Origin of the sequence: Flavobacterium fluviatile, from assembly GCF_010645065.1 — a bacterium.
Classification (GTDB): domain Bacteria; phylum Bacteroidota; class Bacteroidia; order Flavobacteriales; family Flavobacteriaceae; genus Flavobacterium; species Flavobacterium fluviatile.
Genome location: NZ_JAADZW010000008.1, coordinates 124,143 through 137,700, shown reverse-complemented (window position 1 = coordinate 137,700; position 13,558 = coordinate 124,143). Strand labels below are relative to the sequence as shown.

General features: G+C 35.5%; 15 protein-coding genes. 4 read left to right on the top strand and 11 right to left on the bottom strand.

Annotation, left to right across the window (positions count from 1 at the left end):
• Positions 1-21 precede the first annotated feature (21 nt).
• A complete protein-coding gene (locus GXM17_RS10850; RefSeq protein ID WP_163399356.1) occupies positions 22-141 on the bottom strand; it encodes a GxxExxY protein in 120 nt (39 codons plus the stop codon).
• 456 nt (positions 142-597) lie between these two features.
• Between GXM17_RS10850 and yaaA the strand changes: the two genes are divergently transcribed.
• From yaaA to GXM17_RS10830, 4 genes are all read left to right on the top strand, one after another.
• Positions 598-1,356, top strand: coding sequence for a peroxide stress protein YaaA (yaaA, locus tag GXM17_RS10845; protein WP_163399355.1), 759 nt, complete (start codon positions 598-600; stop codon positions 1,354-1,356).
• A gap of 411 nt (positions 1,357-1,767) precedes the next feature.
• Positions 1,768-2,352, top strand: a complete 585-nt coding sequence (locus GXM17_RS10840) for a Crp/Fnr family transcriptional regulator (RefSeq protein ID WP_163399354.1) — start codon at positions 1,768-1,770, stop codon at positions 2,350-2,352.
• Between the two features lie 104 nt (positions 2,353-2,456).
• On the top strand, positions 2,457-3,005 hold the full coding sequence (locus GXM17_RS10835; RefSeq protein ID WP_163399353.1) for a carboxymuconolactone decarboxylase family protein: 549 nt from the start codon (positions 2,457-2,459) through the stop codon (positions 3,003-3,005).
• A gap of 16 nt (positions 3,006-3,021) precedes the next feature.
• Positions 3,022-3,846: an oxidoreductase gene (locus GXM17_RS10830; protein WP_244307378.1), complete on the top strand. Its 825-nt coding sequence runs from the start codon at positions 3,022-3,024 to the stop codon at positions 3,844-3,846.
• A gap of 266 nt (positions 3,847-4,112) precedes the next feature.
• Here GXM17_RS10830 and GXM17_RS10825 read toward each other — a convergent pair whose 3' ends face one another.
• The 10 genes from GXM17_RS10825 to trpC all read right to left on the bottom strand — a co-directional run bounded on the left by GXM17_RS10825 (position 4,113) and on the right by trpC (position 13,503).
• Entirely contained in the window at positions 4,113-5,702 is a 1,590-nt protein-coding gene (locus GXM17_RS10825) for a DHA2 family efflux MFS transporter permease subunit (protein WP_163399352.1), read from the bottom strand.
• A gap of 5 nt (positions 5,703-5,707) precedes the next feature.
• A complete protein-coding gene (locus GXM17_RS10820) occupies positions 5,708-6,787 on the bottom strand; it encodes an HlyD family secretion protein (protein ID WP_163399351.1) in 1,080 nt (359 codons plus the stop codon).
• 12 nt (positions 6,788-6,799) lie between these two features.
• Positions 6,800-8,122, bottom strand: coding sequence for a TolC family protein (locus GXM17_RS10815; protein WP_163399350.1), 1,323 nt, complete (start codon positions 8,120-8,122; stop codon positions 6,800-6,802).
• Positions 8,112-8,741, bottom strand: coding sequence for a TetR/AcrR family transcriptional regulator (locus GXM17_RS10810; protein ID WP_163399349.1), 630 nt, complete (start codon positions 8,739-8,741; stop codon positions 8,112-8,114). Before GXM17_RS10810 ends, GXM17_RS10815 begins: the two co-directional genes overlap by 11 nt.
• A 295-nt stretch (positions 8,742-9,036) precedes the next feature.
• On the bottom strand, positions 9,037-9,339 hold the full coding sequence (locus tag GXM17_RS10805) for a lipocalin family protein (RefSeq protein WP_163399348.1): 303 nt from the start codon (positions 9,337-9,339) through the stop codon (positions 9,037-9,039).
• A 63-nt stretch (positions 9,340-9,402) separates the two neighbouring features.
• The gene (gene trpA, locus GXM17_RS10800) at positions 9,403-10,164 is read right to left on the bottom strand and encodes a tryptophan synthase subunit alpha (protein WP_163399347.1); all 762 of its coding nucleotides are present in this window, start codon (positions 10,162-10,164) and stop codon (positions 9,403-9,405) included.
• Positions 10,165-10,285: 121 nt separating this feature from the next.
• Entirely contained in the window at positions 10,286-10,603 is a 318-nt protein-coding gene (locus GXM17_RS10795; protein ID WP_163399346.1) for a gamma-glutamylcyclotransferase family protein, read from the bottom strand.
• Between the two features lie 131 nt (positions 10,604-10,734).
• Entirely contained in the window at positions 10,735-11,916 is a 1,182-nt protein-coding gene (trpB, locus tag GXM17_RS10790) for a tryptophan synthase subunit beta (RefSeq protein WP_163399345.1), read from the bottom strand.
• 11 nt (positions 11,917-11,927) lie between these two features.
• Positions 11,928-12,560 carry a phosphoribosylanthranilate isomerase gene (locus GXM17_RS10785; protein WP_163399344.1) on the bottom strand — a complete coding sequence of 211 codons (633 nt, stop codon included), beginning with the start codon at positions 12,558-12,560 and terminating at the stop codon, positions 11,928-11,930.
• A 163-nt stretch (positions 12,561-12,723) separates the two neighbouring features.
• On the bottom strand, positions 12,724-13,503 hold the full coding sequence (gene trpC / locus GXM17_RS10780) for an indole-3-glycerol phosphate synthase TrpC (RefSeq protein ID WP_163399343.1): 780 nt from the start codon (positions 13,501-13,503) through the stop codon (positions 12,724-12,726).
• Between the last annotated feature and the right edge of the window lie 55 nt (positions 13,504-13,558).

Sequence of the window (13,558 nt, the reverse complement as noted above, 5' to 3'; positions counted from 1 at the left end):
TTATATTCTAATGATTTCAGGTTAAAATGGGCAAGCATTTTTATAAACAATTTCAGAAAAACCTTTTCCCAGATTTTTATGAACTTCATAAAGAATCCCGACAATAGAATAACTTTCATCTTTTTGTAAGTAGTCTTCCATAAATTTTAAAATAATTTGCGAATCTGCGGTGATTTTATTTATGAATCATTTTATCTGATAATCATCCAATAATTTGATGATGATTGTTGTCTTGAGTTTTTCGGTGCAAATTTACAACATAGAAAATGCCTTTTATAATCTAGAGACCACTTTTTTGAACAATTTCACATTTTGTGGTATTGAATTTTATTAAAATGGGAATGGTTGCCACGAATTGCACTAATTTCCACGAATTTATTTTTTGAATAGATTTTTTTCTCCACATATTAAAAAAAAGATTTTCACAGATTTTTTAATCATTTTAATCCTGTAATCTGTGGCTGTAAAAAATAGATTATTCGTGGAAATTAGAGCAATTCGTGGCAGAAAAAAAATACAGCGATAGAACAAATCAATTGCAAACGATTATTTTTTAGAATTTCAATTTGTATTTTTGAATCATACAAAAACAAACAAATGAAAATTGTTATATCTCCTGCGAAATCATTGAATTTCGAAAAAGAATTACCAACATCTCAATATACCGAACCTTCATTTTTGAAAGAAGCCAGAGTGGTTCATAAAGTGGTTAAGCAAAAAAAGCCAGCTGAATTATCAGAGTTAATGTCGATCTCAGACAAACTTGCCGATTTAAACTGGAAACGTAACCAGGATTGGAAAACACCTTTTACACCAGAAAATGCACGTCCGGCGGTTTATACTTTTGATGGTGATGTTTATGCCGGATTAGATGCTTATACAATTCCGTTAAATAAATTAGATGCGCTGCAGGATAAATTAAGAATCTTATCAGGGCTTTACGGTCTTTTGAAACCTCTTGATCTAATGCAGGCATATCGTCTGGAAATGGGAACTAAAATGCCGGTTGGTGAATCTAAAAACCTGCATGAATTTTGGAAACCAACAGTAACAAAAGCTTTAAATAAAGAATTAAAAAAAGATGAACTTTTCGTGAATTTAGCAAGTAATGAATATTTCTCTGCAGTTGATGAAAAAGCATTGAAAGTCCCCGTAATTACTCCTGATTTTAAAGATTATAAAGATGGAAAACTAAAAATAATCAGTTTTTTTGCGAAAAAGGCGAGAGGTATGATGGTTCGCTACATTATTGATACTAATGCAGAAACAATTGAGGATCTGAAAGGTTTTAATTATGATGGGTATCAGTTTGATGCTAATCTTTCAAAAGGAAATCATCTGGTTTTTACAAGGTAGTTTTTTTGAGGTTAAAATGACAAAGTTATATAGTGAAAAGTTGGCAGTAATGTTGCTCAAAAAACGAAATAATGAATAAGGGAAATTAAATTTGAAGTAAAATAATTTCTCCGTTTTAAAGCTTTTCTGCCAACGAAAAGAATCTGAAGAATTTTGGCGAAAAATGGAATTCAGAAAAATTCCTGACATTCAATATTCTATTCCTAAACGGACATATTATAGAAAAAACACTACTGCAAATATACACCTTGCTCCATTTGTGAATTTAGTGGAATTACCGTTTTTATTCGTATTTTCGTTTAGTGGAAAACACTTGTTCTCGTAAGTCGCAAAGAGCACAAGGGGCGCAAGGAGCCCGACGGTTAGGCGTAATACTGCCAGAGACCATTCAAGGCATCATCAGACTAATAAATGACAGAAAAAATAATTGAATATGTGGAAAAGTTTGTAAAACTGACTGACGATGAAAGACAGCAGATTGGTCATTGCTTTAAAGAAGTAAAAATCAAAAAGCGACAATTCATTGTTCAGCCAAACTTTACAACAAAACACAGAAACTATGTTTACAAAGGTGCATTTAGAGCTTTTGTTGTGGGAGACGGAGGACAAGATCACACCATTAATTTTGCTATAGACGATTGGTGGATTACAGACTACAACAGTTACATTTTTCAACAGCCAGCGACAATGTTTGTAGTAGCACTCGAAGACAGTGTCATTTTGCAAATTGACTACGAAACAGAACAAGAACTTAAAAGACAAAATCACAAGTTTGAAACCTTTTTTAGGATAATTGCAGAACGCGGGCTTGCTTTTCAGCAACGTAGAATAATATCAAATCTTATCCATACCGCGGAAGAACGATACGAAAATTATGTTTCAAAATATCCGCAAATCGTTCAGAGAGTTCCTCAATATGCTTTGGCTTCCTTTTTAGGAATGACAACCGAATTCCTGTCCCGAATACGAAACAAAAGGGTTACAAAAAAAAGTTGAACTACATCAACCGAATTTCTTAAACTACTTCATTTTTAATAGTTGTATGCTGCATCATTTTTGCATCGTCAATAATGACAAACAACAATTTAAAATAAAGTAAAATGTCAACATTGGAAAAAAGAACTTTTTCAGTTCCAACAAGAGCAGAAGTATCTGCAAACAATCAAGGTATTTTTGATAACCTGCAAAAAGGTTTGGGTTTTATTCCAAATCTTTATGCCTACTATGCAAAAAATGAAACTGCATTAGGCGACTATCTGACTTTGCAAAATCGCAAAAGCACTTTGAAAACAAAAGAAAGGGAAGTAATTAACTTAGTAACCAGTCAAATTAACGGCTGCCACTATTGCCAGTCTGCACATACAGCATTAGGCAAAATGAATGGATTTACAGACGAGCAAATCATAGAAATCCGCAAAGGTTCGGCATCATTTGACAGCAAGTTAGACGCATTGGCAAAATTCACAGCATCGACAGTTGAAAACCGTGGCAGAGCAACCGAAGAAAGCAAAGCAGCATTTTTTACAGCAGGATATGACGAAGCAAATATGATTGACGTGGTAGTGGTAATAGGCGATAAAATAATAAGCAATTACCTCCACAACCTGACCCGTTTTGAGATTGATTTTCCTTTGGCTCCAGAACTTTAATTAAAAAGACATTTTAATGAAAATTTGGTTTATTACAGGAATTTCAAGCGGTTTTGGCAAAGCACTTGCTCAAACCGTTATTGAACAAGGGGATTTTGTCATTGGCACATTTCGCAATCAATCGCAAACAGACACTTATAATATCAAATACAAAGACAAAGCATTTGCCTTGACTTTAGATATTAGCAAACCCAACGAAATTAGAAGAGCAGTAAAACTTGTTACCGACAAATTTGGACAAATTGATGTCCTTGTAAACAATGCAGGTTACGGACTTGCGGGTGCTATTGAAGAAATAAGCGCCGAAGAAACAAAAGCTATTTTTGAAGCCAACTTTTTTGGGACTTTGAATTTAACTCAATCTTTTTTGCCAATTTTCAGACAACAAAAAAGCGGACACATTATTCAAATTTCTTCTCACGGTGGCTTTAAGGCCTTTGCAGGTTTTGGTATTTACAACGCAAGCAAGTTTGCATTAGAAGGTTTTAGTGAAGCATTGGCAGAAGAAGTTGCTCCGTTAGGAATTAAGTTAACAATTGTAGAACCGGGACCTTTCCGAACCAGCTTTGCAGGTAGCAGTTTCAAACTTACAAAATACACTATTGCTGATTACAATACGACAGCAGGAATTTTCAGAGAGAAAATTAAAGCTATCGACGGCAAACAAGAAGGAGACCCCATAAAAGCATCACAAGCAATTATTGGTATTACAAGACTTGACACGCCACCATTGCGACTTCCGTTAGGAAAAATTGCAATTGCTTCCTTAACTGCAAAGGTGGAGAGCGTTCAAAAAGACCTCAACTCATACAAAGACATTGCTGAAAGTGTAGTATATTAACAGTGAACAAGAATGCACTACACCTAACCAAGGTACAAGCAATTTGGTTTAAATATGATTTTATATTTAATGATTTGGCTAATTCCAGGATTAGGTTTAACTGCTTGTAGTGCGAGAACGGTTAAAAAAGAGTCGGAGACTTGGAATATATTGTAGGCATGGATTTCAATCCCTGTTTTTTTAGCATAATAAATGCAAGTAAAAAACAACGCCGAATTCAATTAAGAATTCGGCGTTTCTGTATTATAAAATTATTATTATTAGCATTAATGCATTGCGTCGGCTGCATTAATTTTGTTCTTCCCTTTTTTGATAAAGAGAATAATCGGTATGCAACATAAAAACATAACTCCTAAATAAAGAAAAATATCCATATAAGACATTACAGTACTTTGCTTCATTACTGAAAGATCTATAGCCTGATAGGCTTTTTTTAAGGCTTCGTCTGCTGTAAATCCTTTTGCCATAAATGCGTGCTGCATCCCTGTAAGGCGTTGTTGAACATCATATTTTGCCGGATCTAAGTTTGTAAGCAAATTAACCCTGTGTTCCTGACTTAATCTTGTTATGAACGTTGTAATGATGGCAATTCCAAATGAACCTCCCAACTGACGCATCATTCCGGTAAAAGCTGCTCCTTCACCTATTTGTTTGCCTTTTAAGGTCGAAAGCGAAAGCGTGGTAATTGGAACGAAAAGCAATCCTAATCCGATTCCCCTTAAAATCAACGGCCAGAATAAATGTTCTGCTCCCGTATCAGGCGTCATTCGGTTATGCATTAAGAGCGTAAAGAAAAAGAAAATTAAAAATCCAACTCCAACCATATACCCCTGAGGGACTCCTTTCTGAATCATATTACCAACAAAGGGCATCATAATCGCTGTTGTAATCGATCCCGGAATCAATAATAATCCGGCATCCATCGCTGTCCATCCTAGAATTGACTGAGTATAAATCGGAATAATTAATGTCGATCCGTACAAACCAAAACCAAGAATAAAACACATTACGGTTCCGATTCTTAAATTTCCATCTTTTAAAACACTTAAGTTTACAATTGGATGTTCGTATGTCAGCTCTCTCCAGATGAATAATATTAAGCCGAGAACTGAAACAACGCTCAAAGTAATAATTAGAGAGTCGTTAAACCAGTCGTCCTGCTGACCGTGCTCTAATACGAATTGTAACGATCCGATAAATGCGGTTAGTAATATAATTCCCCACCAGTCCACCTGATTGGCTTTTAATTTTTCGCCGTATTTTGGACTTCTCACAAAACTAATCGCCAAAATGGTAGCAATAATTCCCAGAGGAATATTAATATAAAAAATATAAGGCCAGGAATAAGTATCTACTAAATATCCTCCCAAAGGCGGTCCCAGGGTTGGTCCAACAATTACGCCCATTCCGTAAATAGCCTGTGCCATTCCGCGTTTTGCAACCGGATAACTTTCGGTAATAATGGTTTGTGCCGTTACCAGCAAAGCGCCTCCACCCATACCCTGTACGAAACGGAAAGCAACAAGTTCCCATATATTGGTGGCATTTCCGCATAAAAAAGAACAAACAGTAAATATTATAATGGAGGCCACAAAATAATTACGCCTGCCAAATTGCTGTGAAAGCCAGCTCGTCATCGGAATTACAATCACATTCGCAATTGCGTATGCTGTAATTACCCACGCCACATCGGTTAAGGTAGCACCAAGGCTTCCCCGCATGTGCGTTAATGCTACGTTTACAATCGTGGTATCTACGATTTCCAGCAATGCACAAAGTACTGCCGTAATCGTAATGATGACACGTCTGTAGCCATATTCTACTAAATCGTCGTCTGCTTGTACTGCTGCTGCCATTTATTTTATTTCAAATGTACATCTACATCAACATTCATTCCCGGTCTCAATAATTTTACTTTTTCCGGATCGTTTGAAGGATCTAAACTAATTTTTACCGGTAATCTCTGAATCGTTTTTACGAAGTTTCCTGTTGCATTGTCAGGTGGTAATAAAGAAAAGCGGGATCCTGTAGCAGGAGAGAAAGAAGTTATAGTACCTTTAAATTCATAGTTTGGATAAGCATCAACTTTTAAGCTTACTTTCTGACCCACAACCATTTTATTCAATTGCGTTTCTTTGAAGTTTGCAACAACCCAGGCTTCGTTGTTATTGATAATATAAAATAAGGACTGACCAGGCTGAACCAGTTGTCCCGGCTGAATATCAACTTTAGAAACCTGACCGTCAATTGCAGCAGTTACCACGGTGTAAGTAAGGTTCAGTTTAGCTACCTCAAGCATGGTTTGTGCTTTTTTGATATTGGCAGCAGCAACTTCTGTTTGTTTGTCAGAAACTTTAGATTTTGACTGGATAACCGATTTTTGGTAAGAACTTGCTTTTTGCTGCTGCTCTAAAACGCGAACCTGATTTTCGGCTTCTTCTTTTGCTGTTAATGCCTGCTCGTATTGTTGTTTCGTAATAGTATGAGTTTTATATAAATTATTGTAACGGTTGTAATCGTTTGTCAATTGTCTGAGTCTGATTTTTGCACTTTCGATAGAACCGCTGGCAGATTTCATATTTGCATCAGAAACACTGATGCTTGCGTATGCACTTCCAATATCCGCTTTTGCAGCTTCGTACTGACCTTCAGCTCCTAACAAAGCGGCTTGTGCTTCATCAATTTTCAACTGATAATCTCTTTTGTCAATTGTAAATAAAGTATCTCCTTTTTTTACAAAATCATTATCTTTTACATACACTTTACTAATGTATCCTGATACTCGCGGAATAATCGGATTCATTTTTTTCTCTATCTGTGCATCATCTGTTTCTTCATGAGCCTGTGAATGTAAGTATTTTGAAATTCCGTAAGTTCCCCCTACCAGAATCAAAACAGTTAGTATGATGATGAATTTTTTATTTGTCTTTTTCTTTTCCATGAGAGCGAGCGATTATATTTTAGAAAGATTGAATGATTGAGATAATTGTCCTGATACTGAAAGCAGTTCGTAATATTTTTGAATAATAGTTGCTTTTGATAAAGCAGTATTGATTTTAGCACTAAGATTTTCAACATCTGCCTCTACCAAATCATTAGTGTCGGATAAACCATTATCAAATTTATCTTTTACTAGCCGGTAGTTTTCAGTTGCCTGCTGTAAAGCTTCATCATAAACCACACTTTGGTTGATGGCTAAGTCATAATCTTCAATAGATTTTTGAACTTCAACTTTGATGCGATCAGTCAAAAGTGCTTCAGAATTTTTTACTTCAAGTGCCTTGCTTTCAGCTTCTTTTACGTGAGAGTTGTTTTTTAGAATTCCCGATAAATCATAAGACAGGCCAACGCCAAAATTCATGGCATATTTTACAGTAATGAAATCTTTAAGATCAAAAGCTGTGTAACCTCCCAATAAGGCTAAAGAAGGATAATAACCCGCTTTTGCAACTCTAATGTTTGCCTCACTTGCCTTTGACTGCATACGAATTGCTTCTAAGTCTTTTCTGTTTTCTAAAGCCAATGCGTCAGATGTTGGGGCATTGCTTGTTTTTAAATTAAAGAAATCCTCCTCATTGACCTCAAGTTTTACCGAGGGGTCTAATTTAAGCAATGTCGTTAAATAGAAATTGATGTTATTGATGTTGTTATTCGCTTCATCAATAGATAATTGCGTTTTTGAAACTAATAATTGCGCTTTCAATAAATCATTTCTCGGAATGATTCCGTTTTTTTCTAATTCTGTAAAATCTGTTACACGCTGTTTCGCCTGTTTCTGGTTTTCGTTTAAGAGATCTAATGTTTTTTGTGCTTTGTATAATGCAGTATAATAGTTAATTACACGAAGTGCAACATCTTCTTTCGTTTTAGCTGCATTTGCAGTTTCTGCTTCGTATAAACTTTCGTAAGTATCAATACTGCTTTGAATTTTAAATCCGGAGAAAATTGGCAGACTAAGATTTGCCATTCCTAACAAAGCGCGGTCTGGAGAAGCCATTGACTCAGAGCTTGCCTGATGATTATGAAGGTCGATCGAAGCTTTTCCTAAACGCTGGTATTGCCCGGAAACTTTCAGGTCCGGATATTGGTTATTCTTAACCGACTGCAATTCGTATTTTTTTGTGTTTACCTTAGTGTTGGCAAGCGTAACTTCGTTACTTTTTTCCCAAGCCATTTTCACGGCTTCATCCAAGGTTAAACTTGTTTTTTGTTGTGCTTCTGTTGAAGATATTCCGATAAAGAAAACTCCAAAGAGCATTAATTGACTAATTTTCATAAACAAGTAGTGCTTTTATAGTTTGTTGAATGTGCTTTTTAAGAGTTGTTGTGATGTAATTATCATATAATTCTTCGGTATTTAAATTCAGTAATTCAACGAAGAAAGGTTTGTTCATATGAAAATGAAAAAAAGTTCCGATTATTGTAGGGGTGATAAGCGGAATGATAACGTCTTTTCGAAAAACGCCTTTTGCCTGACCCTGGGAAATAATACTTTCAACAGATTTTAAATTTCCCTTTTTTAGCTCTGTAAAGGCGGTCATGCTTTTCTCTCTCTCTTTTGAATTGAGTTCAAAATGTAACACCCTGAAAATTCCTTTGTTACAATTAATTCGGGTAATGTAAATTTCAATTAATTTATTGATTTTCTCGAGGGGATCGATATTTTCTTGTAGTAAATTTTCAAGTTTTAATTTTAAATCAGAAGTTTTGTAAATAATCAGTGCTTCCAGAAGACGGTCTTTTGAGCCAAAATAATACGAAATCATTGCCACATTAATTTTTGCGATCTTGGAGATATCCCGAATTGAGGTGCCTTCAAATCCTTTTTCAGAAAATAGCTTTTCAGCCACTTCCAGAATCTGAATTTTTTTATCGTTTAATTGGATGTTCGACATGGAATTTGTTTTGTAATCGAATGCAAAATTAAACACTTGTTTAATTTAAACACTTGTTTGATTTTGTTTTAACTTAATATTAACATAAAACGGTTTCGATAATTTATGTTAATAGTGCTTTAATTAGTTAAAATAAAAAAGCCTGAAAACTCTATTTTCAGGCTCTTTTCGCAATCTTGTCATTTCGACGAAGGAGAAATCTCCACAAGTAGCTCCGTAAAGTGAAATCCAATCTTTGTCGATTTTGCAACGAAGATTTCTCCTTCGTCGAAATGACAAATTAGATTTCTAATATCTATTTTACATACCTAAAAGCTCTTTTTTCTTTTATATTTAATAATTCCATTTCTGAATTATTCAGTTTTAAGACCTTAAAATCGTATGGATTTTGATTCTTAAATTTTACAGTAATTGTATTGTTTTTTAAACTATAATTAGCAACTTCTTTATCAATAATTTTTCCATTCGATATTAATTCAAAAATCAATAAACTATCTTTTGTAAAAGTCGTTTTGTCTTCTATAGTTTTCCAGTCGTATTTACTAAATCCTTCATCTTCCAACTTCCGATAAGTTTTTCGGTTTGGATTTTTTGACATGAAATTATTGAAATAAGAAGAATTATTGCTGCTGAATATTTTGCAACTTTCATTTAAATCTATTTATCGAATTCCTCCAATAAATTCTTCAATTTTCCCGCTTCCGCTTTCGCTTAAATGTTTAATAAAAGCACTTCCAATAATCGCTCCTTTTGCATATTTGGTAGCCTGGCTGAAAGTTTCTTTGTTTGAAATTCCGAAGCCAACGATTTGAGGGTTTTTCAGATTTAAGTTTGCAATTCTTTCGAAATACGTTTCCTGAGTATTTCCAAAACCAGCCTGAGAACCTGTAACACTTGCTGAACTTACCATATAAATAAATCCGTTAGAAACACTGTCGATAAAACGGATACGTTCGTCTGAGGTTTGTGGTGTAATTAAAAACACATTGATCAAACCGTATTTTTCGAAAATGGCTTTGTATTTTTCGGCATAAACATCAACCGGAAGATCCGGAATAATTAAACCGTCTATACCAATTTCTGCACATTTCTGGCAAAAAGCTTCTACACCGTATTGCAACATCGGGTTGAAATAGCCCATAATAATCAACGGAATTGATACGCTTTCGCGGATGTTGCCCAGTTGATTAAATAAAATCTCTGTAGTCATTCCGTTGTGAAGTGCCTGAGTGGAACTTCCCTGAATCGTTGGTCCGTCTGCCAGAGGATCACTGAAAGGCAAACCAATTTCGATTAAATCAACACCGTTTTTTTCTAAATCCTGAATAATCTGAACGGTATCGTTTAAGTTAGGATATCCTGCAGAAAAATAAATAGAAAGGATCTTTTTATCTTCTTGTAATTTTTGAGTTATTCTGTTCATTTTAGTATTTTTATTTGCTTCTGCAAGGTTTTTTAAACCCTTGTAGGTATTGTCTTTTATTAATATAAACCTACAAGGTTTTTAAAACCTTGCAGGACTAAAATTAATCTGTTTTTCCAGATTAATTTTCAATGTAAATCCATGCAACAGTTCCTGACTTCAGTGTTATTTGGACTCTTTTGTACGCATTAGATTCAAATTGATCCGCTTTTGCCAAATCAGCACTGGAAATACTGTAAACGATACCGTCAACTTCATCTGATGGATTATCACTTGGCGTTGCTACAAAATAGTCTTCAATTCCAAATTCTTCTTCTATCTGAAGGTCTTTTAGCTTATAACCTGTTAATTGGTCCGGTGTTCCGGTTAACAGCTTATTGAAAACCTGCATCTGAATTTCTTTTGACTGTAATGTTCCGTAGGAGAATATCTGTTCCATAAATCTTAATTTTTCTCGTTATTTTGTTAGCGTTAGGGATGGGAGCGGCATCCTTTTTTATGGCTTTTTCTGCCATAAAAAAGATATAGCAGACAGCCCGACCGTAGGGAACGCCCAAATTACGATTTTTATTACAATTTAAAATAATCAATGTAATTATCTAAATCTTTATCACCACGGCCCGAAAGGCTGATTACGACAACATCTGTTGGTTTGAATTTCTTTTGATCTAAAACCGCAAATGCGTGAGCGCTTTCTATAGCCGGAATAATTCCTTCCAATTTAGTAAGCTGTAAACCGGCATTCATCGCATCATCATCGGTAACCGAGAAAAATTCGCCTCGCCCTGATTGTGCCAAATGTGCGTGCATAGGGCCAACGCCAGGATAATCCAATCCTGCAGAAATCGAGTACGGTTCTGTAATTTGTCCGTCAACGGTTTGCATCAAAAGGGTTTTACAACCGTGAATAACCCCCACTTTTCCTAATTTACTGGTTGCAGCACTATGTCCGCTGTCAACACCTTTTCCGGCAGCTTCAACAGCGATGATTCCAACTTCTGGCTCGTGCAGGAAGTGATAATAGGTTCCGGCAGCATTACTTCCTCCACCGATACAAGCCACTACATAATCCGGATTTTCACGGCCTTCTTTTTCTTTTAACTGCCATTTGATTTCTTCAGAAATGATGCTCTGGAAACGGGTTACCATATCCGGATAAGGATGAGGTCCAATTGCCGAACCGATGATATAATGGGTGTCAACCGGATTGTTGATCCAGTCACGGATGGCCTCGTTTGTAGCGTCTTTTAGTGTTCTGGAACCTGAAAGTGCCGGACGGACTTCTGCACCCAGCATTTTCATACGGGCTACGTTTGGAGCCTGACGTGCAATGTCAATTTCGCCCATATAAACAATACATTCTATTCCCATCAAAGCGCAGACTGTTGCTGTCGCCACACCGTGCTGACCCGCTCCGGTTTCGGCAATGATTCTTTTTTTGCCTAAGCGTTTCGCAAGTAAAATTTGTCCGATTGTGTTATTTACTTTGTGTGCCCCTGTATGATTTAAATCTTCTCTTTTTAGATAAACTTTGGTATTGTATTTTTCAGACAAACGTTTTGCAAAATACAACGGACTAGGTCGTCCTACATAATCTTTTAGTAATTGGTTGAACTCTGCCTTAAAATCAGGTTCGTCCATGATACTTAAATACTTTTGGCGTAATTCTTCTACATTTGGATACAGCATTTCAGGGATGTAAGCTCCTCCAAATTCTCCGTAATATCCTTTTTCGTCAACGTTAAAATTCATTTTTTTAAATTTTAGATGTTTACAATTTCAAATTTGCTTTTAAAATTGCTTAATAGATTTTTATTTTTCAGCCCCGGTTCAATCTCAAATTTACTATTTACATCGACTGCATAAATAGGTAATTTGGTTTTTGAGATCTCTTCAATGGCTTTTAATTCATTCATTCCGATGCCACCGCTTAAAAAGAAAGGCTTTTTCGAATTGTATTTTTTTAAGATATTCCAGTCGAAAGTAGTTCCGTTTCCACCCGGTAATTTTCCTTTGGTATCAAACAGGAAGTAATCGCACACATCTTCAAAAGGGTTAATGATTTCAAAATCAAAATTTTCGTCAGCCGAAAATACTTTAATAATTTCGATTTTCTCTGGCAATTGTTTTTTTAATTCTGAACAAAATTCAACCGATTCATTTCCGTGTAACTGAATGGCTTGTAAATCGTGTTTTTCGACTTTCTCCAGAATTTCTTCCTGACTCTGATTAACGAAAACGCCCGTTTTTTTGATGGTTTTGACCAATTCGGGTACATTTTCGTTGCAATATCTCGCGGACTTTTCCCAGAAAATAAATCCCATATAATCGGGCAGGAGTGCACCTACTTCGAGGATATTTTCAGGATATTTCATGCCGCATATTTTGAGTTTCATTTCGTTGTATGTTTTACCGCAAAGTGCGCTAAGGTTTTTTGCTTTTGAGTGTGCTTAAAAACGCTAAGTTCGCAAAGCTTTGTTTTAATTTTTTTGCCACGAATTACTCGAATTATACTAAATTAATTCGCGGAAATTTGTGTAATTAGTGGCAAACTTAAATTTATAGTTTATTAATAAATTCTGTTGCTGCCTGTCCGGCATTATCAGTTTTCATGAAGTTTTCTCCAATTAAGAAGCCTTTGTAACCGTAAGGCTTTAATTCCTGAATTGCTTCTAAGGATGAAATCCCGCTTTCAGAAACTTTTACAAATTCATCCGGAATTTGAGAAGCCAGCTGTTTGCTGAAATCCAGGCTTACTTCGAATGTTTTCAGGTTTCTGTTGTTCACCCCGATCATGTCTAAACTCGGCATAATCGATTTTTGCAGTTCTTCCAAATTGTGCACTTCAAGTAAAACTTCTAACCCTAATTTTTTTGCAAATTCAGATAGGGATTTGATTTCTTCACGCGTTAAAACCGCTGCGATTAACAGAATCAAATCGGCTCCATGGGATTTTGCTTCCAGAATTTGATATTCGTCAACAATAAATTCTTTTCGCAAAAGCGGAATATTTACTGAAGCTCTTGCCAGAAGTAAATCGTCCAGTGAACCTCCAAAATATTTTCCGTCAGTTAGAACTGAAATTCCGCAGGCTCCGGCATCTTCGTAGCCTTTAACTACTTCTTCAACCGTGAAATTGTTATTGATGATTGATTTAGAAGGTGAACGGCGTTTGTGTTCTGCGATAATTCCGGAGTTGCTTTCTCTTAATTTCTGACTAAGAGAAATAGTATGTTTTGGAAAGAATACTGAAGCTTCTAATTGCGAAACCGGAATAATTGATTTCTTTAGAATTACTTCTCTTTTTTTGTCTATTATGATTTTATCTAAGATGTTCATTATTTTTATTTGTTTCAAGTTTCAAGTTTTTTTAGTTTCACGTTCCAACAACTTG